General features: G+C 65.8%; 19 protein-coding genes. 8 read left to right on the top strand and 11 right to left on the bottom strand.

The genetic code is table 11. The annotated features are described in order from the left end of the window. Positions 1-45 precede the first annotated feature (45 nt). From tssK to M9955_11925, 6 genes are read left to right on the top strand one after another with little or no spacing between them, the layout of a single operon-like run. The gene (gene tssK / locus M9955_11950) at positions 46-1,377 is read left to right on the top strand and encodes a type VI secretion system baseplate subunit TssK (GenBank protein ID MCO5082356.1); all 1,332 of its coding nucleotides are present in this window, start codon (positions 46-48) and stop codon (positions 1,375-1,377) included. Continuing rightward, on the top strand, positions 1,374-2,993 hold the full coding sequence (gene tssL / locus M9955_11945; GenBank protein ID MCO5082355.1) for a type VI secretion system protein TssL, long form: 1,620 nt from the start codon (positions 1,374-1,376) through the stop codon (positions 2,991-2,993). Before tssK ends, tssL begins: the two co-directional genes overlap by 4 nt. Then, positions 2,990-6,574: a type VI secretion system membrane subunit TssM gene (tssM, locus tag M9955_11940; GenBank protein MCO5082354.1), complete on the top strand. Its 3,585-nt coding sequence runs from the start codon at positions 2,990-2,992 to the stop codon at positions 6,572-6,574. Before tssL ends, tssM begins: the two co-directional genes overlap by 4 nt. Continuing rightward, positions 6,574-7,242: a type VI secretion system-associated protein TagF gene (tagF, locus tag M9955_11935; GenBank protein MCO5082353.1), complete on the top strand. Its 669-nt coding sequence runs from the start codon at positions 6,574-6,576 to the stop codon at positions 7,240-7,242. The genes tssM and tagF overlap by 1 nt, the downstream gene beginning before the upstream one ends. A gap of 40 nt (positions 7,243-7,282) precedes the next feature. Next, positions 7,283-8,071 (top strand): protein phosphatase 2C domain-containing protein, encoded by a 789-nt coding sequence (locus M9955_11930; protein ID MCO5082352.1) that lies wholly within the window; start codon positions 7,283-7,285, stop codon positions 8,069-8,071. Then, a complete protein-coding gene (locus M9955_11925) occupies positions 8,068-10,314 on the top strand; it encodes a protein kinase (protein MCO5082351.1) in 2,247 nt (748 codons plus the stop codon). Before M9955_11930 ends, M9955_11925 begins: the two co-directional genes overlap by 4 nt. Before the next feature lie 13 nt (positions 10,315-10,327). Here M9955_11925 and M9955_11920 read toward each other — a convergent pair whose 3' ends face one another. From M9955_11920 to M9955_11900, 5 genes are read right to left on the bottom strand one after another with little or no spacing between them, the layout of a single operon-like run. Further along, entirely contained in the window at positions 10,328-11,914 is a 1,587-nt protein-coding gene (locus M9955_11920; GenBank protein ID MCO5082350.1) for a hypothetical protein, read from the bottom strand. Continuing rightward, entirely contained in the window at positions 11,914-12,327 is a 414-nt protein-coding gene (locus M9955_11915) for a biopolymer transporter ExbD (GenBank protein MCO5082349.1), read from the bottom strand. The genes M9955_11920 and M9955_11915 overlap by 1 nt, the downstream gene beginning before the upstream one ends. After that, on the bottom strand, positions 12,324-12,752 hold the full coding sequence (locus M9955_11910) for a biopolymer transporter ExbD (GenBank protein MCO5082348.1): 429 nt from the start codon (positions 12,750-12,752) through the stop codon (positions 12,324-12,326). Before M9955_11910 ends, M9955_11915 begins: the two co-directional genes overlap by 4 nt. Before the next feature lie 5 nt (positions 12,753-12,757). Continuing rightward, positions 12,758-13,453 (bottom strand): MotA/TolQ/ExbB proton channel family protein, encoded by a 696-nt coding sequence (locus M9955_11905; GenBank protein ID MCO5082347.1) that lies wholly within the window; start codon positions 13,451-13,453, stop codon positions 12,758-12,760. Positions 13,454-13,482: 29 nt separating this feature from the next. Further along, positions 13,483-13,902 (bottom strand): hypothetical protein, encoded by a 420-nt coding sequence (locus tag M9955_11900; GenBank protein ID MCO5082346.1) that lies wholly within the window; start codon positions 13,900-13,902, stop codon positions 13,483-13,485. Positions 13,903-14,148: 246 nt separating this feature from the next. Between M9955_11900 and M9955_11895 the strand changes: the two genes are divergently transcribed. Both M9955_11895 and M9955_11890 read left to right on the top strand, forming a co-directional pair. After that, positions 14,149-14,628 carry a DUF1036 domain-containing protein gene (locus M9955_11895; GenBank protein ID MCO5082345.1) on the top strand — a complete coding sequence of 160 codons (480 nt, stop codon included), beginning with the start codon at positions 14,149-14,151 and terminating at the stop codon, positions 14,626-14,628. Then, on the top strand, positions 14,625-16,955 hold the full coding sequence (locus M9955_11890) for a M23 family metallopeptidase (GenBank protein ID MCO5082344.1): 2,331 nt from the start codon (positions 14,625-14,627) through the stop codon (positions 16,953-16,955). Before M9955_11895 ends, M9955_11890 begins: the two co-directional genes overlap by 4 nt. Before the next feature lie 4 nt (positions 16,956-16,959). Here M9955_11890 and tssH read toward each other — a convergent pair whose 3' ends face one another. The 6 genes from tssH to tssC all read right to left on the bottom strand — a co-directional run bounded on the left by tssH (position 16,960) and on the right by tssC (position 25,330). After that, positions 16,960-19,689, bottom strand: a complete 2,730-nt coding sequence (gene tssH / locus M9955_11885; GenBank protein ID MCO5082343.1) for a type VI secretion system ATPase TssH — start codon at positions 19,687-19,689, stop codon at positions 16,960-16,962. Further along, positions 19,686-20,744 carry a type VI secretion system baseplate subunit TssG gene (tssG, locus tag M9955_11880; protein MCO5082342.1) on the bottom strand — a complete coding sequence of 353 codons (1,059 nt, stop codon included), beginning with the start codon at positions 20,742-20,744 and terminating at the stop codon, positions 19,686-19,688. Before tssG ends, tssH begins: the two co-directional genes overlap by 4 nt. Continuing rightward, positions 20,741-22,693 carry a type VI secretion system baseplate subunit TssF gene (gene tssF, locus M9955_11875; protein MCO5082341.1) on the bottom strand — a complete coding sequence of 651 codons (1,953 nt, stop codon included), beginning with the start codon at positions 22,691-22,693 and terminating at the stop codon, positions 20,741-20,743. The genes tssG and tssF overlap by 4 nt, the downstream gene beginning before the upstream one ends. Further along, a complete protein-coding gene (locus M9955_11870; protein MCO5082340.1) occupies positions 22,690-23,241 on the bottom strand; it encodes a GPW/gp25 family protein in 552 nt (183 codons plus the stop codon). Before M9955_11870 ends, tssF begins: the two co-directional genes overlap by 4 nt. A gap of 44 nt (positions 23,242-23,285) precedes the next feature. Further along, positions 23,286-23,765 carry a type VI secretion system tube protein Hcp gene (locus M9955_11865; GenBank protein MCO5082339.1) on the bottom strand — a complete coding sequence of 160 codons (480 nt, stop codon included), beginning with the start codon at positions 23,763-23,765 and terminating at the stop codon, positions 23,286-23,288. Between the two features lie 65 nt (positions 23,766-23,830). Next, complete coding sequence (tssC, locus tag M9955_11860; GenBank protein MCO5082338.1) at positions 23,831-25,330, bottom strand: type VI secretion system contractile sheath large subunit; 1,500 nt, start codon at positions 25,328-25,330, stop codon at positions 23,831-23,833. Positions 25,331-25,342: the final 12 nt, after the last annotated feature.

Genomic DNA, 25,342 nt, shown 5'->3' with positions numbered 1-25,342 from the left:
CTACGACAACACAGACGCGCCACGGCGGGGAGGCCTTCACCGCGAATGTCCTGGTACAGCAAGGTAGCCTGGTCGGAAGGCCTGTTCCTGCGGCAGCACCATCTGCAGCAGAACGACCGCTATGTCGAGCGATTGCTCGAAAGCCGCGTCGCGCAGATCACGCCCTATCCGTGGGGCTTTTCCCAGATCGAGATCGACCGCGATCTCGCGCAGCAGAACAAGTTCGCCCTGCGCCGGGCGTCCGGCATCTTTCAGGACGGGACGCCGTTCGACATGCCGGGGACGAGTCCGTTGCCAGAGCCGATCGACATGCCGGAAGGCGTCGACCGCCAGCTTCTGTGGCTGACGCTGCCGGCCGCGACCGTGAACGGCCGCGAGATCGACATGGCCGAGGCGGCAACCGGCAGCCGCTACGTGCGCGACCTCGAGACCGTCATCGATTCCGCCTCGAACCTCTTCGTGGAGCAGGAGATCGAGGTCGCCCATCCACGCGCGGAATTCGAGGTGCGCAAGACGCCGAAGCCGGGCTTCCACTCCCTGAAGGTCGCCCGCATCCTCGAGGTGCGCGACAAGACGATCGTCTTCGACGAGACCTTCGCGCCGCCTGTTCTGGTGACGCACGCGCATCCCGTCGTCGCCGGATGGACGGATCGCGTCATCGGCTGGGTGGACACCAAGCTTGAGACGCTCGCGCGCTATGCGGCCGATCCGAGTTCCGGCGGCGGTCTCCAAACATTCGACTATTTTATGCTTCAGATGCTCAATCGCGAGGTCAATGTCCTCAAGCATCTGCGGAGCTCGAAATACGTGCATCCGGTTGAGGTCTACAAGGAATTGCTGCGTATCTCGGGAGAACTCTGGACGTTCTCGCCGAAACGGCTGGCGTCCGAATATGCCGAATACGATCACGACTCGCTCGATACGACCTTCGAGCCGGTGCTCGGCGACATACAGCGCCTGCTCAGCCTCGACATCGGCCGCGCGATCCGGCTGAACCTGATCGAGCGCGCGCCCAACGCCTTCATCGCGCAGGTGACCGACCGGGCGCTCTTCCGCAACGCGACCTTCGTCATCGAGGTCGCGGCAAGCCGCCCGCTGACGCAGATCCAGCAGCAGTTCCCCGCTCTCTGCAAGGTCGGCCCGAACACGCGCATGAACGAGATCGTGCAGACTCACCTGCCGGGCATCGAACTGGTCCACATGCCGACGCCGCCGCGGCAGATCCGGGCGATTTCCGATCACGTCTACTTCTATCTTGACAAGTCCTCGCCGCTCTGGCCGGAGTTCAGCCAGGCGAGCAGCATGGGCCTGCATTTCGCCGGTGAATGGCCGGGCTTGCAACTCGATCTCTGGGCCATCATGGAAGACCGCAGATGAGCTCGAAGGACGATCCGTTCGGCTCAGGCGGCAAGACCGTCATCCGGCCCAATCCGGGGGGAGCGATCCGGCCGGAGCAGTTCAAGCCGGCCCCCCTGCCCGGATCGCCCAATCCCGCATCGCCGAACAATCTTCCCCGCCCCAGCGATCCGACCGTGTTCGCGCCGCAGCCGGCGTCTCCGCCGCGTCCCGCATCGCCCTACCGGCCCGAAAACGCCCCGCCCTTCGCGCCTGCCTCCCCGCGCTTCGGCGTGCCGGAGGAACAGGACGACTGGATGAAGGGCAGCGCCGGCAATGCCTTCTTCCCCGGCAGCACCCCCCAGCCCGAACCGATGGCGCCGGCGGAGAAGATCCCCCTCGACGTGGCGCTCAACGCCCGTGACGGCGGCGAGTATTCCGCCACCAATCCGATCACGAAGGCGGCGGCACCCCTGCTCATCCTGCTCGGACGGCTCAGGCTGATGATCATCGACATGCAGGCCGTGCCGCTGATGAATCACGTCGCCAACGCCATCCGCGAGTTCGAGCGGAAGGTGACAGAAGCAGGCGTTCCGGCCGAAGAGGTGCGCATCGCCAAATACGCGCTCTGCGGCACGGCCGACGACATCGTCCAGAACCTGCCCGGAACCGACCGCCATGTCTGGATGCAGTATTCGATGCTGGCGCAATTCTTTCAGGTCCGCACATCCGGCGTCGGCTTCTTCGAGGCCCTGAACAAGCTGCTGGCCAATCCCGCGCCCCACTTCAACCTTCTGGAACTCATGCATGCCTGCCTGTCGCTCGGCTTCGAGGGCCAGTACCGGGGCGTGAACGGCGGCGACCGCGACCTGCAGCGCGTGCGCCGCGACGTCTACGAGACGCTGCGCCACCTGAAAGCGCGGCCGGACGACGACATCTCGCCGCGCTGGCGCGGCCTCGCCAAGCTGATGTCCAATCTCGGCTCGCGCGTGCCGCTGTGGGCGATACTGGCGGCGGCCGTCGCGCTGCTGACGGCCATCTATTTCCTGCTGCGCCTGCTCATCAGCAATGACGGCGACGCGCTGGCCGACAAGCTTCTGGCCCTCAACCCCGCCGATCCGATCACCATCGAGCGCGCCGCCTTCATGCCCTACAAGGAAGAGCTGCGCGACATGACGCAGTTGGAGCGCATCCGGGCCGCGCTCGCGCCCGAGATCGAGGCCGGCGGTCTGGACGTGGTTGCCAGGGGCGATTTCATCGTCGTCGAGATCAACAATCTGCTGCTTTTCGATTCCGGCCGCGCCGAGGTGAAAAAGGAGTTCGCGCCGATCGCCGACCGCATCGCCGCGGCCCTCGAACCCGAGCCCGGTCCGATCAAGGTGACCGGCCATACCGACAATGTGAAGCCGAAGAAGAACGGTTCCTTCAAGTCCAACTACGACCTTTCCGTCGCGCGCGCCAAATCCGTCGAGGCCGTAATGGAGCCGAAGATCAGCGATGTCTCCCGCTTCTCGATCGAAGGCAAGGGCGAGGACGATCCCGTGGCCGACAACAAGACGCCGGAAGGCCGCGCGAAGAACCGGCGCGTCGATCTCATGATCCCGCGCGAGGAAACGCTGAACCTCGCCTCCAATAACACGCAGGCGGCTCAGCCATGAAGGCGTGGATCATCCGCATCGCTGTCTGGCTGGCGCTCCTGGCGCTTATCCTCGCCGTCTGGTTCGGCGGGCCGATGGTCGGCTATGCCGAGGTCTATCCGTTGGAGCCCGTGTGGCCGCGCCTTCTCATCGTGGCGATCGTGCTCCTTGCGGTTGGCGGCTACTACGGCATCCGCTACTGGCGCAGGCGCAAGGCGCAGAAGGCGCTGGAAGCGGCCATGGCCGCCACGGAGGGCGAGGCCGGCGACGCGAGAGTGCTCGGAGAGCGCATGACGGAGGCGCTCGAAACGCTGAAGCGCTCCAGCGGCAAGCGCAATTTCCTCTACGAACTGCCGTGGTACATCATCATCGGGCCGCCGGGCGCGGGCAAGACGACGGCGCTGGTGAATTCCGGCCTGAAGTTCCCGCTTGCCGGCACCGAAGGCGCGCAGGCGGTCGCCGGTGTGGGTGGCACGCGCTATTGCGACTGGTGGTTCACGGAGGAAGCCGTGCTGGTCGACACGGCTGGCCGCTACACGACGCAGGATTCGGACGCGGAGGCCGACAAGAAAAGCTGGCTCTCCTTCCTGTCGCTCCTGAAGAAAAACCGCGCCAAGCAGCCGATCAACGGCGTCATCGTCGCCATCAGCCTCGAAGACCTGATGAAGCTCGACGGCGCGGAGCTTTCGGCGCATGCCGCGGCGATCCGCAAGCGCCTTCTGGAAATCCACACCGAGCTGAAGATCGATTTCCCGGTCTACGCGCTGTTCACGAAGGCTGATCTGATCGCCGGTTTCGTGGAATATTTCGGCAGCTTCACCGAGAGCCGCCGCCGCAAGGTGTGGGGCGCGACGTTCCAGACCGACGACCGCAAGAAGAACATGGTCGCGCAGGTGCCGGCCGAGTTCGACGATCTGGTCAAGCGCCTGACCGAGGAGGTCACCGACCGGCTGCACGAGGAGGCCGATCCGATCGCGCGCATCGCCATCTTCGGCTTTCCCGCGCAGTTCGCGACGCTGAAGGACCGCGTGGCGGATTTCCTCAACCGCATCTTCGAGCCGAACCGCTATCAGGTGAACGCCAATCTGCGCGGCTTCTATTTCTCCTCCGGCACGCAGGAAGGCACGCCGATCGATCAGGTGCTGGGCGCCATCGGCCGCAGCTTCGGCAGTCAGACGCAGACCGCTCATATGTCGGGGACCGGCCGCAGCTTCTTCCTGCACGATCTCCTGACCAAGGTGATCTTCGCCGAATCCGGCTGGGTGTCGCGCGACATGAACGCCGTGCGCCGCGCGGCCGTGCTGCGCTACGGGGCCGTGGCCGCGCTGGCGGTCGTCGCCGCCGGCCTGCTCGGCGCGTGGGGCGTCAGCTTCGCCAGCAACCGCACACTGATCGCCTCGACCGACAATGCGGTCGAGCAGTACCGCGTCAACGCCGACGCGCAGCTGAAGAGCAACACCATCAGCGACACTGAACTCGAAAAAGTCGTCGGTATCCTGAACACGCTGCGGACCCTGCCGGTCGGCTACGAGAACCGCGAGATGTCGACTCCGACCAGGGAGACCTTCGGCCTCAGCCAGCGCGGACGGCTTCTGTCGGCCTCCGAGACCACCTATCGCCGCGCGCTCGAACGCATGTTCCGCTCGCGTCTCATCCTCCAGATGGAACGCACCATAGAGGCCAACATGAACGACCCGGTGGTGCTCTACGAGGCGCTCAAGGTCTATCTCATGCTCGGCGGCAAGGCCCCGCGCACGGACGACGAGTTGATCGTCGCCTGGATGAAGCAGGACTGGGAGCAGAACCGTTATCCCGGCCCCGCCAACCGCAAGGGCCGCGAGGAACTTGAGCAGCATCTCAGGGCCATGCTCACGCTGGACGACGGCTACGATCCGCTGTTCGAGCTGAACGGCCCGCTGATCGAATCCGCCCAGCGTTCGCTCGGCCGCATGAACATGGCCGACCGCGCCTATGCGCTCATCAAATCGGCCACCTATGCCGCGCCGCTGGAGGATTTTTCCGTGGCGCAGCGCGCCGGGCCGGATGCCAATCTGGTTTTCGAGACGATCGACGGCAGCGATCTTTCGAGCCTCGCCGTGCCTAGCCTCTATACCTATGCCGGCTTCAACGACTTCTTCCTGACGCAGCTCTCGGCCGTCGCGGAGAAGATCGCCGACGAGCAGTGGGTGATGGGCGAGATCGGTCAGCAGGAAGGCATCGAGCAGCAGTTCCAGAGGCTCGGCCCCGAACTCCTCGACCGCTACGGCAAGGATTTCGTCGCCGCCTGGAACGCGGCTCTGGAGAACCTGAAGCTCAAGCAGATGTCGGCCGACAAGCCGCAATATGTGGCGCTTTCGGCGGTCGCCTCGTCCACTTCGCCTGTCAAGCAGCTTTTTGAGGAGATCGCCCGCGAGACGATGCTGACGCGCGAGCCCGAAGGCGAAGCCGAGGAGGCGCCGCGAGACGAGGCGACGGACAAGGCGATCGGCAAGGTCACGCAGAAGGTGACGCAGGCGATCACCTCGCGCGCCGGCGGATTGGCCAAGATCGGCATCGACCTCGCCGTGAAGAAGTCGCAGAGCCGCGCCGGCGGCGCTTTCGCCGGCGGCAGCGCGCAGATACCGGGCGCCAACATCGAGGCGCAGTTCCGCGAGTACCACAATCTGGTCGACGGCGATGTCGGCAAGCGGCCGATCGACGCCCTGATCCAGAATTTCTACGAGGTCTATCAGAGCCTCGTCCTCGCGGCGACGAACCCGTCGCAGGCGGAGCGCGCCAACGCCAATCTCCAGCTCCAGGTCGTGAATTTGCGCGCCAACGCCTCGCGCCTGCCGAGGTCGCTGGCGCATATGGTGAATGCCGCCGTCGACGACTTCGAGGGCGACGCGGCGAACACGTCCATCGCGCAACTCAACCAGATGCTGGTGGCGACGGTCACGCGCCCCTGCGAACAGGTGATCGCCAATCGCTTCCCCTTCGCGAGGAAGAGCGGCCGCGACGTGCCCATGGCCGATTTTGCCCGCCTGTTCTCGCCGAACGGCGTCATCGACCGCTTCTTCGCCCAGAACCTCGCGCCGCTCGCCGACATGACCGGCGACAACTGGACGTGGAAGCAGGACAGCCGGCTCGGGCGTGAGCTTTCCAACGCGTCGCTGAAGGAGTTCCAGCGGGCGTCGAAGATCCGCGACGCCTTCTTCCCGCAGGGCGGCTCGATGCCGTCCGTTCAGCTCACCTTCACGCCCTTCTCCCTGCATGGCGAGGCGCAGATGGCGCTGCTCGACATCAACTCGCAGGTCGTCCAGAGCCAGCAGGTGGGCGGCATCCCCTCGCAGGTGGACTGGCCGGGCAGCATGGCTTCCGGCTCGGTGAATCTGAGCTTCCAGCCGCCGATCGAGGGGCGGCAGTCCTCCGTCAATTTCGACGGGCCGTGGGCGCTGATGCGCCTGTTCGACGCCGGCTCCGTGACGAAGAGCGGCGACAACATCCGGGCGCGCTTCGTCGTCGGCGGGCGCGACGTCGCCTACACCATCCAGGTCGGATCGATCGAGAACCCGTTCTTCCTGCCCGCCCTTTCCGAATTCTCCTGCCCGTCCGGTCTGTGATGGGCTTCGGGCTGTTCGGCAAGCTGCCGCAGAAGCGCGATTTCATCTCCTTCGGCATCGCCCAGGACATCCTGACCCCGCTGGAAACCTGGCTGCAATCCGCGTTGGCGGCGAGCCGCGCCGAGCTCGGAAAAAGCTGGGAGCAGCATTATCTCGTCGCGCCGCTCTGGCGCTTCTGGATCGGGCCGGCGATCCTCGGCACCGGCTGCGCGGGCGTCATCATGCCCTCCGTCGACGGCGTCGGCCGCTATTTTCCCTTGATGGCGCTCTATGCCTGCGGAAACGGCGAGACAATCGCGCCGCCGCCCTTCGCGCCGCAGGGAGACTGGTTCGGCGCGCTCGAAGGCCGTCTTCTGTCGGTGCTGCACAATGACGGCGCGGTCGAGATCGATGCCCTGCTCGCCGGCCTGCCGGCGCCCGCGTTGGAACAAGCCTCCGGAAGAGCGCGCGAAAACTTCAAGGGCGGCACGCTCTGGCGCGGTGGTCCCGATACGGGAACCGCCGCCCTTCTCACCGGCATCGTCGAGGAGGATTACCGGCTGGCCGCGCGGACCCGCACCTTCTGGTGGACCAACGGCAGCGCCGACGGCGGGCCGGTCCTGCTCACGAAAGACGGCCTGCCCGACCCTTATTTCTATACTCTCATGCTGAAGTCTGTGGCAGACTGACATTCTGCGTTCCGGGGGATTTCGGGCAAGGGCAGACAAGGTGAGCCAGCTTTCCTTTCAGTCCGACAGCTACGCCGTCAGCCATGCTGGCTGCGTCCGCCCGTTGAACGAGGACAATTTCCTCGTCGAGCCGCAAAGCGGGCTCTGGCTCGTGGCGGACGGCATGGGCGGCCACGATGCCGGCGAGGTCGCCTCGGCGAGCATCGTGGAGCATCTGGCAACGATGGGCATCGCCACCTCGGCGCCGGATCTGCGCGCCCGTTTCGAGGACCGGCTGGCGCGCGCCCATGCGGAGATCCGGCGTGTCGCGCAGGAGCGCGGCGTGACCATCGGCTCCACCGTCGCAGCGCTGCTCGCCATCGACGGACGTTTCGCCTGCCTCTGGTCGGGCGACAGCCGCGTCTATCTCGTCCGCGACGACGCCATCTCGCAGGTGTCGCGCGACCACACGGAGGTCCAAGAACTGCTCGACCGCGGCGTCATCACGGCCGACGAGGCGCGCAACTGGCCCCGGCGAAACGTCATCACAAGGGCCGTGGGCGTGAGCGACGACATCGACGTCGACATCGCGCAGGGAGAACTGCAGCCCGGCGACACTTTCGTGCTCGGTACGGACGGGCTGACGGCGCATGTGTCCGACGACGAGATACTCAGCGCCGTCGCGGGAGGCTCGCCGCAGCAGGCCTGCGAGGCGCTGCTGCAGATGGTGCTGGCGCGCGGCGGCACCGACAATGTGACCATTATCGTCGTCCGCATGCTCGATGCCGCCAATATGCCATCGACCCATCGAAAATCCGCCGCCTATGCCGGCAATGGTCACGCCCTATGAGCAGCGACGAGAAAACCCAGATCCTGCCGCAGGTCGCCGAAGCCACGGTCGGCACGCAGCTCAGCGGCATCTACGAACTCGACGAGCGCATCGCCTTCGGCGGCATGGGCGAGGTCTATCGCGGCCACAACATCCAGACCGGCGATCCGGTCGCGATCAAGATCGTGCTGCCGGAACTCGCCCGCGACCCGACCATCCTGTCGCTGTTTCGCAAGGAAGCGTCGATCCTCAACCATCTCGCCCACGACGCCATCGTCCGCTACCACGTCTTCACCATCGATGCCGGCATCGGCCGGCCGTATCTCGCCATGGAGTTCGTGGACGGCGAGTCGCTGGTCGACCTCATGAAGCGCGGACCCATGTCGGCTGACCAGGCGCGCAAGCTTTGCGCCCGGCTCGCCTCGGGACTGGCGGCCGCGCACGAGGCCGGCATCGTGCATCGCGATCTTTCGCCCGACAACATCATCCTGCCGGGCGGCAGGGTGGAGCGTGCCAAGATCATCGATTTCGGCATTGCTCGCTCCGCCACCGTCGGCGGCGAAACGCTGATCGGCGGCAAGTTCGCCGGCAAGTACAATTATGTTTCTCCCGAGCAGCTGGGTCTCTTCGGGGCCGAGATCACCGAGCAGTCCGACATCTACAGCCTCGGGCTGGTGATCGCCGCCGCCCTTCTGGCCGAGCCGATCGACATGGGCGGCACTCAGGTGGAAATCGTGGAGAAGCGGCGCGTCGTGCCGGCTCTTTCCGCGATTGACGAAAGCATACGCCCGATCCTCGAAGCCATGTTGCAGCCCCGGCCGCAGGACCGGCCGGCGAGCATGGCGGCGGTCGCGGAGATGGCGCGCGGCGTCGATGTCACCGCCCTGCCGCGCACGGTTCCGCCTGCGGCCGATCCGGTGGCGCAAGTTCCCCCGCCTGCCGCCGACCCCGTGCCGACCGCAGCGTCGTGGCCAACACCCGAACCTGTCGCGGAGGCTGCTCACCAACCAGCGCACGAACCGTCGCCACAAGCCGGGGATTCTTCCGCACACGGCGGTGAAGCGCCGCCTTTCGTCGCGCATGTCCGGCCTGCATGGCTGGACGAGAAACGGGAGGGCACGCCCGCGTCCGGTCCGCCGCCGAAGCAGCACACGGGCAAAGCAGCCATCGTGGCGATCGCCGCATCGCTGGTCGTCGTGCTCGGAGGCGCCGCTCTTTATATGAGCGGCGTTCTCGGACCGTCCACGCCCGAGTCGGCGCAACCCGGCCAGACCGAGACGGTGCTCACGCCGGAGCCGTCTGCCGGCACCGAGACTACCACCGATCAATCCGCTGCCGGTCAGCCCGCCGATGATGCCGGAGAAGCCGTGGCGCGGGTCGAACCGCCCGCGGCAGCGGCCACGACCCCGCCGGCTACGGAATCGCAGCCCGTCGCGGAGCCGCCTCCTGCGGAAGCTCCCCTGGCGTCCGAGCCCGCTCCCGCGCAACCGCCAGCGGCAGCCGCATCCGACCCGGCGGCTCCGGTTCAGCCCGCGACGCCGCAAGCGCCGACCCAGCAGCCGCAGCCTGAACCGGCCGTCACCGAAGCCGCCTTGCAGCCGACAGCCGCCCCGCCGGCGACGGAAGCGCTGGATGACGTCGCGCGGCGGATTTCATGGGTGCGCGACTATTCCGGCGGCGACTGCTTTTACGCAACCGCTCTCGCGGCGACCGACAAGGCCATCGAAATCGAGGGTTTCGGCACCGATGTGCAGCCCTTCATGCAACTGCTGAACTCCTTCCAGAGCGAGTTCAGGATCGAGCCGGATGTCGGCGTGCGCCTCATCGAGCAGCCGCAATGCGTAGTGGCGAACTTCCTGCGCGACCTGCCGCGGTCGTCGGCGGGCGCCCCGGATCTGACGCTTGACCGGACATCGGTGCCCAACGGGACGCCGGTAAGCGGCACGCTGTCCGATCTCGGCGGGCGCAAGCCCGAAATGCTGCTCATCGACCACAAGGGCATGGCGTTCAACCTCAACAGCCGCCTTTCAGGGACAGGCGACGGCCGCAGCTTCTCGGTTCCCATCGGGCTGAGCGCCGCCGATCAGGCCGCGAGGAAGGTGGTGCCGCAGATGATCATCGTGCTGGCGAGCGCCGACGGCATCAAGGCGGCCGAGTTCTCCGCGCCGGTGCCGGCGGCGGACGTGCTTCCGAAGATCCTCGACGAGATGCGCTCGAACGGCGACGCGGCGGCGACCGCGAAATATTTCCGGCTCGGCGGCTGAGCGCCTTTGCACCTCAGCGGATCAGAAAGCCTGCGAGCCCGATATCGATCGGGCGCGGATGCGCCGAAATCTCCTCCCGGAGCGACTGGAAATAAGCTCCCGCCGGCGCGCCGTCCTGCGTCGCGAACGTGTCCAGCGGCTCGTCGCTCGCCACCGCGAGCAGGAGTTGCACCGTATCGACGGGTCCGTCCGTCAATGTCAACGGAGCGCGGAAAACGATCGAGCCGTCGGGACCGGGTTTCAGATCGTCCAGTTCCTGGACCTTGCCCTCGTCGTCCACGACGACGAGATAGAGCCACTTGCGGCCGAAGTCGCGCACGATCCCGGTCAGTTCGGTTCCGCTTGCGATCTCAGGCGTGTCCGGCCTGATCGTCAGGCGCGGCACGGGGTCCGGATTGAGCCCCCGCGTGAAGGCCAGCGCGTCGCATTGCGCCGACGCAATCCGATGCCGGCGCATCGCGACGGACGCGTCCTCGATCGCCACGAGATCCGTTTCGAGCCTCGCCAGCGTCTCGCCAGCCGCGGCGTAGCCGTCAACCGCGACGGTATCGGCAGAAGGCTTTGCGATCGCGACGAAACATCCGCCGTCGCCCGGCTCGGCCACGATCACGTTGCGCACCTGCTGCAAGGGATCGACCGACGAGCGCGGCTCGACCGGCGGAGCCTCGGGGCGGATTGGCGCCATGGCGACCCGCTCCTCCGGCGCCGGGGCGGATACCGGCGCGCCCGTGACGACCGGGGCGGCCGGCTGCTCCGCATTTGCGGGTGGGGGGTCGGCCGCGATGGCGCTCAATCGTTCCGATCCCGTCTGAACGCTGGCGGTCGGCTGAGATGGGCGCAGAGGTTCGGTGCGCGACGCCGTTCCGGCACCGACGGACGCAGGCGCAAGGATCGGCGCGGCGGTAGCGACACGAGGTCCTTCGGCCGGTGTTGGTACTACGGGCGGCAGGGCCGAGCCGACCCGTGGCGGCACCGCGCCCACTGTTTCGATGGGTGACACGCCCGAAGGAGCGACCGCGTCCGACGCCGAGGCAGGCACAATATTGTCTGCGGCGAAGGCCGTGACAGTTTCCACCGCCATGCCATCGGCCACCCGGGCGGCGCTCACCGGTTCGGCCTGATCGACAGGCGATGTCGACAGGCTCTCCACGGGTGCAGCCACTACCAGCCGGGACGTGCCCGCAACCACGACAGGCGTTGGCGCGGGCTCGCTGGCGTCGATCTTTTCGGGCTGGGCCGCAGGAGCGGCTGCGGGCGCCGCCTCCCGGATCGGAGCAATCGCCTCGCCCTGCTGCGCGGGCGCAAGCGGTTGCGAGGCGGATACGGCCGCGACGTCCTCCGCCTGCGGGACAGGCGGCAACACGATACTTGCCGACGCCGCTTCGGCCAGTTTTGTCGACACATCCGCGACCGCTACCTGCGATGGCGCCACGCTGGAAGGAACGCCCCGTGTCAACGACTGGATTGAGATGGCGGCGGCTGGGGTCTCCCGGCGTTCGGGACGCGGCGCCAGCGCCAGCGCCGACGCAAGCGCGCCGTGCAGGACGATGGAGGCGCCGAAGGCACCGGCCCACAGCCAGCCGTCGCCCTGCCGCAGCATCAGGGCGCGCTCCCGTCCCGCCGCTCGCGCAGCGTCACCAGCCGCGCGGCCACGCCGCCCGCATCCACTTCTGCGAGGATCGCCACGAGGCTCGTCGCCGGCAGCGTCCGTTCGGCAAGGATATTGAGATAGGCGCGGTCTCCGACAGCCTGCGGCGCGATCTCCTTCAGCGCATCGAGCGAAACCGGCTGACCGTCAAGGAACAGCGTTCCGTCGGCGGCGGCGAGCAGCAACGGACGCGGCAGCCGCTCCAGCGGCATATCCTTGCTGAAGGGGATATCGGCCGTCAGTTCGTTCTGCTTGATGAGGCTTCCGGTCGCCAGATAGAAGAGCAGCAGCAGGAAGACGATGTTGATGATCGTCAGCGAGAAATCGTGACGCGCGCGCTTCGGCCTTGCGGGAATGTAGCTCATCGCCCGCCGCCCGCCGACACCAGCGTCACCGTCACGGCGGATGCGCCTTGCAGCGTTTCGAGCGCCGTGACCGCGTCCTGAACGTCGGCGGACGCGGTCACGATGACGACGAAGGCCGTGATCCCCTGGCCGACGAGATCCTCCACCGCCGCCGCCAGATTCTCCAGCGCAACGACCCGGCCGCCGATCCGCGCCTCGCCATGCGACAGGCGTATCGCCAGCGGGCCGGTGGAAGCACCGCCCGGCTCCGCGACGCCGACTGCCGAGGCGGCGGCGCCTACCGGCATCAGCGCATAGGGGGAAATCTGCGACGAGAGCATGAAGAAGATGAGCAGCAGGAACATCACGTCGATGAGCGGCGTCAGCGCGAAGAAGACGCGGCGCTGGCGCTGCTTCCAGACGATGATCCGATCCGGCGCGGCCACCGGCGTCAGGCCGTCGCCGCCTGGCCGCCGAGCGGCGCAACCGGCGCGTCCGTGGTGCCCGGCCGCGCGGCAGGATCGGTTGGCACACTGAAAAGCACGGCGCCGATCGCCGCCTCCATCGTCGCGCGCTCCTCCTCGACACGGGAGTCGAGCCAGACCGACACGAAGTAGAACGGGATGGCGACGGCGAGACCGGCCGCCGTGGTCAGCAGCGCGGCCCATATGCCGGTCGCCAGCGCCGCCGGATCTATCGCGCCGCCGGAAGCGGAGAGTTCGCCGAAGGCGGAGATCATGCCGATCACCGTGCCGAGCAATCCCATCATGGGCGCCGCCTGCACCACCGATTCCAGGATGCGGAGATGCCGGGACATGGTGGTGAGCTGGTCGAGCGCGGTCTGCGCGGCAAGCTCGCGCGCCCGGTCGCGATCGTTCGGATGTCGCGCCAGCGATGCCATGGCCGCGCCGACGGTCAACGAGGCGGGCGACAGTTCCGATCGCGCGATTTCCATTCCGCGCGCCCGGTCGCCGGCGGCCCAGACGGAAACCGCGCTCCGCGCCGCCGCCGACCGCCCGACGCCCATGCGGCCGAACTGCACGATCTTGAAGATCGTCACCGCAAGCGCCGCGATCGACACAAGGACAAGCGCGATGAGGATCGGTCCGCCGGCCGACCGTATCTGACCGATCAAGACTTCAAGCATCGCGACCTCCGGTCAGGAACAATGGACACTCAAAGTCCGAACTTTATCGCCGTGCGCGTGATCGTCGTGAGCGCATCCATGCAGATCGGCGAATCCTGTCCGTCGACCACGCATTCCGTCACGTCGTTGATCAGCAGGCGCGATATGCTGGCGCATTGCCGGCCGGCGAGATCGAACTGCACGACCTTCGTCTTGTCGACCGGAAAGGCGCCGAACTGGAAGACCAGCGACTGCGAGACCTTCCCGGTCTCGTCGAAGGTGAAGACGTCGTAGGACGCCTTCTCGACGCGCTTGCCCGTCGAATTCAGCGCCACATAGGCGAGCCGGCAACTTCCGTTGAGATCCTGCGCGTCGTTGAGCTCCAGCGAGAAGGACCCTTGCCCGGCATGCGCGGCGCAGCCGGCAAAGACGAGAGCGGCGGCGGCTGGAAGCGACTTTCCGTGAGCCATCGGGTATTCTCCTGAGGAGGCGGAACGCGATCGACGGGAAATGCGAAGGCCAGTCTAGCGCATGTCTCCCGAAAGTGGGAACCGGTTTCAGGATAAGACGCGCGCAAAAACAGGAAGCTGAAGCACGGCGATGCAATGGCGCGGAAATGCGCCATAAAGGCGTGCGAGCCTGCGAGCGCCGCATCACTTTGCGTTGATGGCGCTTGTGCGGGATAATGCGACGGGTCGCGGTGCGGATCGCCGGGAATGGGGCGGTTTTCGATGGTGCGTTCGATCTTGGCGGGCATGTTCTCGGCCGGTGCGCGCGGCGGGATGCGCCTGCGTCTTCTGTCCGCGCTGCTGGGCGCGTCCGGATGCACGCTCGCCGGCGAGGCGCATGCCGAGTTCACCGTCTGCAACCAGACGCTGGATGTCGTGAATATCGCCGTCGGACAGGAAGTGGAAGCAGCCTTCCAGACGGACGGCTGGTGGACGATCGGCGCGAACCAGTGCGTGAACGTCATCCGCGAGGAACTGAAGAACCGCTATATCTACATCTACGCCACCGACGTCTTCGGCCAGCCGATCCTCAGCGGCTCGACCGAAATGTGCGTGGAGAAACGGCGCTTCACCATCCGTGGCATCGAGGAGTGCTGGCAGCGCGGCCACATCGCCGCGCCCTTCTATGAAGTCGATACGCTCGAACAGGCGCGCTGGACGCTCTTCCTTTCGGGACGGACGTCGTGACCCACGCGATCGACGCAAGTTTCCGCGAGAAGAAGCAGGCGCACGCCGCGCAGCGAAAACGCCGGCTGCTGCGGAAGATCGCGGCGCTCGCCGGCGGCTTCGTCCTGCTGATCGTGGCGGCGGTCGTCTATGCGACGCTGGATCGATGGTCGTTCCGAACCTATGACGGCGATCTGGAGCCCGTCGCCGAGACCGACGACATTCCCGACGACGCGGCGGTGTTCGTTCCGGCAATCGTCGATCTGGCCGGCGACCCGATGCTCATCAGCCTGTCGAGCGGCGCAGGCGGCGGACCGAAGGTGCGCGCCGTGGCGCGGCCGGCGGACCTCGTGCAACCGGGCATTTCCGCCAACATCGACGTTCTCACGGACACCATGGTCAGTTCCAGCGAACGTTTCATGACGACGATCCCCTCCAGCCAGGAGGATTTCGCCTTCTTCCAGGCCCAGCGTTCAGCGGCGCCGTCGCCGCTACCGGCAGCCTCCGGCGCTCCATTGGCCGCGCCGGAGGCGGTCGATCCGGCCGTCCCGGTCGATGCGTCGGCGCGCGAGACCTTCTCCGACCCGGCCGCCGGCTGGGGCGAGACGGTCGATCAGGGCGAGGCGGAGCTTCCGGAATTCAGGAAGACCGAGATCGAGAACACGACCAGCGTCGCCATCGTGACGCCCGAGACAGAACGCATCGAGGCGACATCGGATATCTTCGTCAAGGTCCTCAGCAATCGCACGCTGGACAGCATCGTGCTGGAAAACCGCTTCCGTAGCGAAGATGCGAAGAAAGCCGGAGAAGCGCTGAAGACGCTGTTTTCGAGAGACGGGCTGGAAGCGGGGTTCGTGGTCGCGCTGCGCGGCTTCCGCACGGCACGCGATCCGACCGCCATGAGCCTCATGCAGGTGTCGATCTACGCCAACGATACCTTCATCGGAACGCTGGCGCGCGACGCAGCCGGCGATTTCGTCGTCGGCGCCGACCCATGGGTGCGCGACGATCTGTTCCACTATTCCGGCGAGCCGGCCGAGGGCGGACACAAGCGGCAGTACCGCCTGCTGGACGCAATCTACTCGACGGCGGCCCGCAACAACGTGCCGACCGGCGTGATCGGCGAAGCGATCATGTATCTGTCGCGCGGACAGGATCTGAACGCCTTCGCCACGCCGGACGACCGGCTGACGCTGATCTATTCGGAAACAGGCCGCTCGGACGACGGAAGCGCGGGCCGGGTGCTCTACGTCGCGGTGCGCGGCGGCGAGCGCAACATGGAATGCTTCGTCTACCAGCAGAGCGGCGGCGATTTCGCCTGCGTCACCGGCGACGACCAGGTGCATTCGCTCACCATCACCAACGGCATGGTGACGCCGACCAGCGGCGTCATGACCTCCACATTCGGCCCGCGCCGCCATCCCATCCTGAAAACCGTCCGCATCCACAAGGGCGTCGACTGGGCCGCTCCCATCGGCACGCCGATCCGCGCCGCCTTCGACGGCGAGATCGTCTTTCAGGGGGACGGCGGCGACTATGGCAACCTCGTCCGCATCGCGCATTCCGACGGCCGCGAGACGCGTTACGCCCACATGTCGCGCTTCGCCATTCCGGCCGGAGCCGGCACGACGGTGAAGGCCGGAGACCTGATCGGCTATATCGGCACCAGTGGCCTTTCCACCGGTCCGCATCTGCATTTCGAGCTTTATCAGGGCAGCACCGCCGTCGATCCGCTGGGTTCCGTCGTCGCCGAGACATCGGACGGCGGCGCCGTGGAAAAGCTGACCGACCGCATCATCCATGTCGAGAGCGGCGGCAGCGCCACGGCCAAGAACCCGCTGTCGACCGCGACAGGCCTCGGCCAGTTCATCGAATCCACATGGGTCCGCATGATGAACACCTACCGCCCCGATCTGGCGCGGTCCATGTCGCGCGCCGACCTGCTGGCGCTCCGCTTCGACCCCACCATCTCGCGGGAGATGGTTCGCAATCTGGCGCGCGAGGGCGAGGCCTATCTGCGCGCCCGCGGCCACGCCATCACCGCCGGGCGCCTCTATCTCTGCCATTTTCTCGGCATGGACGGCGCGGCGAAGATCCTGTCGTCGCCCGGAAACGCCTCGCTGGCGGACGTGCTCGGCTCCGGCGTGATCAGCGCCAATCCCTTCCTGACTGGTAAGGACGCCAGCTACGTCATCGCATGGGCAGAGAAGAAGATGAGCGGCCGCGCGCCGCGCGTCGCAACCGCGCCCACAGTAGAGGTGCGCGAGGTCAAGCAGACGTCGCCCGAATTCGCGAAGTACAAGACGGCTCTGACCGAACTCGTCAAATCGCTGACGAGCGATATCTGACCGTTCAGTTCACCTCGTAGCTGAACCGACCGTCGACGACGTCGATCTTCGCGCTGGTGATCTCCTCCTTCTCAAGACTTCGATTGAGGAAGTAGCGCGACAGTTCCGGCAGCAGCGTGTTGGTGATGATGTTGTCGATCATGCGCCCGCCGGAATCGGGATTGTCGCATTGGGCGACGATGTGATCGACCACCGCATCGCTGTATTCGAGCTCGGCGTCGTGATTGTCCGCGACCCGTCGCCTGATGCGGTCGAGCTGCAACCGGACGATGCCGGCGAGCATGTCCGCCGACAGCGGGAAATAGGGAATCGTCACGATGCGCCCGAGCAGGGCCGGCGGGAAGTGCCGCGTCAGATAGGGCCTGAGCGCGGTGTTCAGCGCTTCCGGATCGGGCTTCGTCTTGCCCTCCTCGGCCATCTGCATGATGACCTCCGTGCCGACATTGGAGGTGAGGATGATCAACGTGTTCCTGAAATCTATGCGCCGGCCTGTGCCGTCTTCCATCCGGCCCTTGTCGAACACCTGGAAGAAAAGCTCGTGCACGTCGGGATGCGCCTTCTCGACCTCGTCCAGCAGCACGACGCTGTAGGGCTTTCGCCGCACCGCCTCCGTCAGCCTGCCGCCCTCGCCATAGCCGACATAGCCGGGCGGCGCGCCCTTCAGCGCCGAGACGGTATGCGCCTCCTGGAACTCGCTCATATTGATGGTGATCATGTTCTGCTCGCCGCCATAGAGCGATTCCGCCAGCGCCAGCGCCGTCTCCGTCTTGCCGACGCCGGACGGGCCGCAGAGCATGAACACGCCGATGGGCTTGTTGGGATTGTCGAGCTTGGCGCGGTTGGTCTCGATGCGCTTGGAGATCATCCTGAGACCGTGATCCTGGCCGACGACACGCCGGCCCATGATCTCGGCGAGCTGCAGGACGGTCTGCACCTCGTCCTTCACCATGCGGCCGATGGGAATGCCGGTCCAGTCCGACACGACGGATGCGACCGCCGGCTCGTCGACATGGGCATAGATCATGCGCCGCGCGGCATCGATGCCTTCGAGTTGCTCCAGCCGCGACTTGAGTCCTGCGCGAGGCTCCTCCACCACCACTTCGGGATCGCCGTCCACGGGCGCAGCGGCAGCGGCGGACATTTCGCCAGCGGGGGCGGCCGTGTTGTCGACGTCGGCGCCTGAAGCCTCAGCGGCCTTAGCCATTCTGCCGCGGAAGGCGACGATCTCGTCCACCAGAGCGCGTTCCTTCTGGAACTCCGCTTCGGCCTCGGCCAGACGCTTTTCGGTGTCGGCGATCTCGGCCGTCAGCTCGGCGATGCGTTCCTCGTCCTCGAGACCGAGTTCGCCTTCCCGGGACTGGGTGTCGAGTTCGCGGCGCATCGCCTCGATCGAGGCTTTCAGGTCCGCGATAAGGGCCGGCGTGGTGGACTGGCTGATGGCGACGCGGGCGCAAGCCGTGTCGAGCAGGCTGACGGCCTTGTCGGGAAGCTGGCGCGCCGGAATGTAGCGGGCGGAAAACGTCACCGCCGCCTTCACAGCCTCGTCCGAGATGCGCACGCCGTGATGCTTCTCCATGGGTGCGAGAATGCCGCGCAGCATGGTCACGCAGCGCTCGATCGACGGCTCGTCCACGTTCACCGGCTGGAAGCGCCGCGTCAGCGCGGGGTCCTTCTCGAAATACTGGCGGTATTCCGCCCATGTCGTCGCGCCGATGGTGCGCAGCGTGCCGCGCGCCAAGGCGGGCTTGAGCAGGTTGGCGGCATCGCCCGTCCCCTGCTGGCCGCCGGCCCCGATCAGCGTATGCGCCTCGTCGATGAACAGGATGACCGGCGTGGGCGAGGCCTGCACTTCGTCGATGACGGAGCGCAGCCGCTGCTCGAACTCGCCCTTCATCGACGCGCCGGCCTGCATCAGCCCGATGTCCAGCGCGCAGAGCCGCACGCCCTTCAGCTGCGGCGGCACGTCGCCCGCCGCGAGCCTTTGCGCAAAACCCTCCACTACCGCCGTCTTGCCGACACCGGCCTCGCCGGTGAGGATCGGATTATTCTGCCGGCGGCGCATCAGGACGTCGATGATCTGGCGGATCTCGTCGTCGCGGCCGACCACCGGGTCCATCTTGCCGGCCGTCGCCTGCGCCGTCATGTCGACGGAGAAACGGTCGAGCGCCGTGGTGCCGCGCGCGGCGGGCGTGTCCGCGCCCGGCGCACCGGCTGGCCGTGCGCTCAAGCCCGAACCGTCCATCGGCCGCAGATTCTCCTCGTCCGACTGGCCCCAGACCTTACGGGATTCGGCTGCGAGAAGATCGTCGTTGATCTGCCCGAACTGCGGAGAGAGCTGCTGCAGCGCGCGGCGCAGTTCGCGCGATTTCAGCGCGCCGATGAGAAGATGCCCGGTGCGTATCTGCGTCTCGCCGAAGAACAGCGTCGCATAGTACCAACCCCGGTCGAGCAGATCCGTGATCTGGTTGGAGATGCCCGGCATCTCGGTTTCCTGCTTGCGGAAGCCGTCGATGGTCGCGGCGATGTCCTTGAGCAGTTTCGCCCGGTCGAGCTTGTAGTGGTCGACGGTGAGCGAGAGGTCGGATCGATCGTTGGCGAGAATGTGGTTGAACCAGTGCGCGATCTCGAGGTTTCGGTTGCCGGCGCCCTTGGCCTGCCTGAGCGCCTGCATGAAGGCGTCGTAGCCGACCCGGTTGAGCTTGCCCGTCACGGTTTCGAGGCTGATGTCGCTCATGTCCCTGCCCTCCCCTTTCGGCTGGCGGCGTCGCGTCTGGCGCGCGCGCCGGTGGCGGCGCGCCTCTGTTCCATCGGGTTGAAACGGGCGTCGCTGAGATAGGCCGGCGCACCGGCGCCCGGCTTCTTCGGCGCGATCCACGAGGTCCAGCCCAGTTGACCGGACTTTCCAAGCTCCACGGCCGGCGCGAGGTCGGCCCGGAGCGCCAGTTCCATGTCGAAATCGGCGCGATGGCCGACATAGAAGAAGACGAGGTCCACCAGATTTTCGAAACGCGCGCCGGAGGGCAGGAAATTCCTGTATTCCTCCAGCGTGCCGGCGACGATGCGGACCCGTATCTTGTCGTTGATGCTGTAGGCGCGGGTGCCCACGAAACTGTCCACGCCGAGCGTCGAGCCTTGCCTGCCGATCGCCGTCAGGTCCCCCGCCTCGAAGATCAGCCAGCTTCCGACGCGTTCGATCACATCGACATCGACGCCGAACACGCCCTTCAGCAGGTGCTGCAGCCGCGTCGCGCTCTTGACCTGCGCGCCCGCCAGTCCGGCGAACTGCACCTTGGCGATGTCGGGCACGGAATCGCGATTGCGGTGTGCGGCGGTCCCCACGCCATCCATCGCGCCGACATAGGCGAAGAAGCGGTCACTCGCCGGACGGTCCCAATGCGCGATCGGACGCGCATCCGCCCAGGCGCGGAAGAAGAGCTGCTGGAACCTGTTGGCGAAAATATCGATGAAGCGCGCGAATGACGGATCGTGCTGGTTGCTCCAGGTGAAGGCCTCGATCGTCGTGCTGAGCGGCAAGGCCCCCTGCGGGCCGAAGAAACCCAGAAAGCGTGTCCTGACCGTAGGTACTCCGGCCGCGCCCCATTCGGCCGCCTCGATATTGTTGTCCGAGAAATCGAGGAAAGGATTCTGGCCGAGCCTGACGACGTCTTCGCCCGGAACCGTGCTCTGACCTATTTTCGGCTTTTCGGGCGAAGACCGTTCCAGTTCGCGCATCGCGCCGAAGAAGTCGAAACGATGCGGCTCGGCTTCAAGCTTCTTCCGGTAGCTCATAGCAGCCGCCCGAGGCCGGAACGGGGCGGCCAGCGCTTCACCACGCCGCGCTGCTGCGATTCGATCACTGTCTGGGTGAAGGTGTTGATCGCGGCATATTCTGCGAAGAAGCGGTCGAGCACCGCGCCGATCAGCATGATGCCGGCACCCTCGAAGGCCCGCTCGTCGAACGTCACCGTGACCTCGATGCCGCGCGCCGCGTTGAACCCGTTCTCCTGGCGGATGCGGCGGACGATCGGCCGGGAGGAGATGCCCTGGATGCCGCGGATGCGCCGCTCCGTCACCACATCGGAAAGGTCGGCGAAGAGCGCCAGCAATTCCTTCAGCCCCGCTGCCCGGTCCTGCGGATTGCGGTCGACGAGGCCGAGATGGTTGAGCGACAGGATATTGATGAGCGCCCACGCGACTTCGCCGGACCGCATGCCGCCGCGTTGCCGCCATTGCGCCGCAACCAGCGATTCCCGCGGCGGCGTCGGACCCGCGACGCAACGCAGCGGCAGCGCCGTATCGTCGATCAGGAAGAAATCCGCGCCGGATTCGCCGACCGGCAGATGCTCGGTCAGGTGCCGGTTCGACACCAGCGCGCGCACGCTGAGTTCGTGGATTCGCCGCTCCGCATCGATGCCGGCCGGCTCGCGCAGCGAGATGAACATCTCCGTGCCGACATAATTGCTGCGCTGCCCGAAGCGGCGTTCCTGCGCCGTCTCGCGGCGCGGCATCCGGCGGGCGGTGTAGAAGATCGCGTCGTCGACGCGCATGCCCCCGGCCGGCAGGCTGTAGAGCGGAAACACCGGCACCTTCTCCCGCTCGCCGCTGTAATGGGCGAACACATCGACGATGCGATGCGCCTCGAAATCGAGCCAGCGGCTGCGATCCGGAATGACGTGGTGCTCATGCTCGCGCGTCGACACCGGCACCCGAGCGCACTGCATCTCGAACAGGTTCGCGGCGGGCGCTGCATAAAGCGAAAAAAGCGAGGGATTGACCACGGAAGCAAGCCGGGAGACCGCGCTGTCGAACTCGAACAGCATGTCGAAAGCCGGCGCAGCGATGGTCGCAAGCGCCTTGCGCAGATTTTCCAGGCGAAAGCCCGTGAACTTCTGTGGGAACACGAAGAAATCGCGCAGCAGGGCGAAACCGGTGAACACACGGTCGTCATGCCCGAACAGGGGTTCGTTTTCCTCGAAGCCGATCTGCCGCAACATGTCCGGCGGCGCGGCGACGAAGCGCGGATCGCCGAACGCGTCGAGATAGCGGAACGTGATCCGGCTGCAATGCGCGAAAAGCTGCTCGTAGAGCGCCGTCGTGTCGACGCTGGAGCCCACCAGATGAACCGGCAGCACGTCGATCGGCAGTTCGTTGACCGGCGCGCCGGGATCGGCCGCCCCGGGCTTGTCGTCCTCCAGCTTCATCGTGCGGCGGCGGAAGGTCAGCCTGAGACCGGCGGCGGTGCCGGGTGCGGTCTCGAGGCCCAACGCCTGCAATGGTGCTGCGGAAGCATGGTAATGCGCCGCCTCCAGATGCACCGGCCATACCGTCAGGGGCGCGGCAAGGCGATAGCGGCAGGACACGCGGCGGTCCCGCTCGACATAGACGGCGTCCAGATATGAGCCGGCGGGGAAGCTGCGTCCGTCCGCGAGATTCTTGTCGTTGAAGGGTGGCGCGGCCTGAACGAGCAATGCCGAGGGGATCGGCGCCAGATAGCCCGGCACGAGTTGGTCGAGAAGTGCGGACGTGAATTCCGCGAACTCGCTGCGGAGCTTGAGCTGCACCCGGGCGGCCATGAAGGCGCTGCCCTGGAACAGCGCCTGCAGACCGGGGTCCATGGTGTTTTCCGCCAACCCCCCGAGCCTGTCCGCTACGCCCGGGAACTCCTCTCCATACTCCTTCGCATGCTCGTAAAAGAACTTGAGCTCCTGCTCGAAGCTTTCGAGGAACTCGCGATTCATATCGCCTCGGGCAGGCGCGACAGGCTGATCTTGCCCGATCCGACATCCAGATCGGCAACGAAATCGACGGAAACGTCCGTCGGCTTGCAGAACATCTCGACCGCGACGAAGAACCGGATTCGCTGGTCGCTGTCCTCGTTGTCGTTGCGCTCGATCTGGATCGTCTCCGGATTGAGCCTCGGCTCGAACTGCATGAGCGCGGTGCGCAGATCGTCCTTGATTTGGTCGACCCGCCTGTCCTCGCTGGTGAGACGCCCGATGTCGCGCAGACCGTAATTGATGATCGAGCGCCGCACATTGTCGAGCCCGTCGAGGTCCACCGAAGCGCCGAGCTCGATCGTGTTGAGCAGCGCGACCAGGTCCACGGACAGATCGCGCTTCAAGGATGCTTCATCGCCCTTGCGCTGCGACGAGTGGCGTCCCGGAACGATGCGTTCGCCCGCCACCGTCTGCACCATGCGCTTGCGCGCGTCCCGCGCGGCAGCCGCTTCGCGGAACGCCGACATGAGGGGCGCACCGTATTCCGGTGCGCGAACCTTCTTGCTCATCGGCTGATGCTCCGGTCGTCAGGCCCACGCCCGGTTCACCGGCGCTACACCGACTCCGTATAGGTTTCGAGATCAATGCCGTAGACGGCCTCCGCGTCCAGCACGCCGGTCTCGGATTGCGGCTGATGCTTGAACTTCACCACCTTGTAGGACATCGAGACCGACTCCATTGGAACACCGGAGCCGCCGCCGCTCTGCTGCACGCTGGTGACGAGCACCTTCTCGAGTTCGAAATGGAGATATTTCTCGATCGTCTCGCCCGTCGTCTTCAGGGAAACGATCTCGACGGTCGGGAAGTGCGTGCCGAACGTCATGTTCTTCAACAGGGTGGCGCTGGCCTTGTCGGCGAACTTCGTGATGTTGATATCCTGGAAATGCGCCTTGTCCGCCGAATAGCCACCTCCCGGCACGCCGGAGGTCGGATGGCTCACCCCGAAGGACCAGCTGCTGATATCGATCCAGCCCTCGAATCCTGTAATCTTACCCTCGCCTTCGATACCATCGAAACGAATAAGTTCCGGCATGTCACTCTCCTCATCTGACGGCGCGACGTTCTCGAAGAGCTAGCCCCGCACCTCGTTGTTGAAGATTACTTCGCCTTACCCGGCAGTTTTGAAACGAGACTCAAACCGATATCCATGCCCTCCAGCTGGAAATGCGGACGGAGGTAAAATTTTGCACCATAATATCCAGGATTCTCTTCATCCTCGAAGACTTCGACCTTGGCTCCCGCCAGCGGCTTCTTCGCCTTGACGATGCTCGACGAATTCTTTGGATCGGCGTCGACATATTTGACGATCCAGTTCTGCAGCCAGCGCTCCAGCTGATCCCGCTCCTTGGTTTCGCCGATCTGGTCGCGGACCATGCATTTCAGATAATGCGCGAAACGCGACACAGCGAACATATAGGGGATGCGCGACGACAGATTGTCGGACGCGGTCGCCTCCTCCTTGTCGTACTTCTTCGGCCGATAGACTGACTGCGCGCCGATGAAGGCGGCCTTGTCCGTGTTCTTGCGATGGATCAGCGGCAGCAGGCCGGATTTCGACAGCTCGGCTTCGCGCCGGTCGCTGATCGCAATCTCGGTAGGACATTTGAGGTCGACGCCACCGTCGTCCGTCGGGAAGGTGTGCACCGGCAGGTTGATGACCTCGCCGCCCGACTGGACGCCGCGTATGCGGACCGTCCATCCATATTCCTTGTAGGCGCGATTGATGTTGGCCGCCATCGCATAGGCCGCGTTCATCCAGCCGTATTTCTCGCCCTTGTGGCCGTCCGTGTCCTCCTCGAAGGCGAACTCCTCCACCGGCTCGGACTTGGCGCCGTAGGGCAGGCGCGACAGCACGCGAGGCATGCACAGCGCGACGTAACGGGAGTTCTCCGAGTCCCGCAGCGACTTCCATGCCGCATAGTCCGGCGTCTCGAAAATCTTGCTGAGGTCGCGCGGATTGGTGAGTTCGGTCCAGGAATCCATGCCGAGCAACGTCGGCGCGGCGCCCGCGATGAACGGCGCATGCGCGGCCGCCGCGATCTTGCCGAGCGAACGCAGAAGGCTGATGTCGACGGCGGAATGATCGAAGTGGTAGTCGCCGACGATACAGCCGTAGGGCTCGCCGCCGAGCTGTCCGTATTCATATTCGTAAAGCGATTTGAACAGCGGGCTCTGATCCCACTTCGCATCCGGATACAGCCGGAGGTCCCGGTACAACTCGGTCTTGGAGATGTTCATGACGCGCAGCTTGAGCGTCGCGTCCGTCTCGGAATTGTAGACGAGATAATGAAGGCCTCGCCAGGCGCTCTCTATCTTCTGGAACTCCTCGGCGTGGATGATCTCGTTGACCTGCGCCGTAAGCTTCTCGTCGAGCCGGGCGATCATCTCGTCGATCGTGTCGAGAACGTCCTCCTTGATGAGGCTGGAATCTGCCAGCGCCTGCTGGATCAAGGTGCTGACGGCGTTCTCGACCTCCGTCGCCGCCCGCTCGCTTCGGGGCCTGAAGCTCTGTTTCAGCAGACCCGTGAACTCATCCGCATCCACAACCGTCGTAGCAGTCGATGCGCTCTCGCGTTGGACTTCAGTCGCCACTGCCATCACCCTTGAAGC

Source organism: Rhizobiaceae bacterium (genome assembly GCA_023953845.1).
GTDB lineage: Bacteria > Pseudomonadota > Alphaproteobacteria > Rhizobiales > Rhizobiaceae > Arvimicrobium.
Note: the sequence above shows the minus strand (reverse complement) of the source record. Positions and strands in the feature narration are given on the sequence as shown.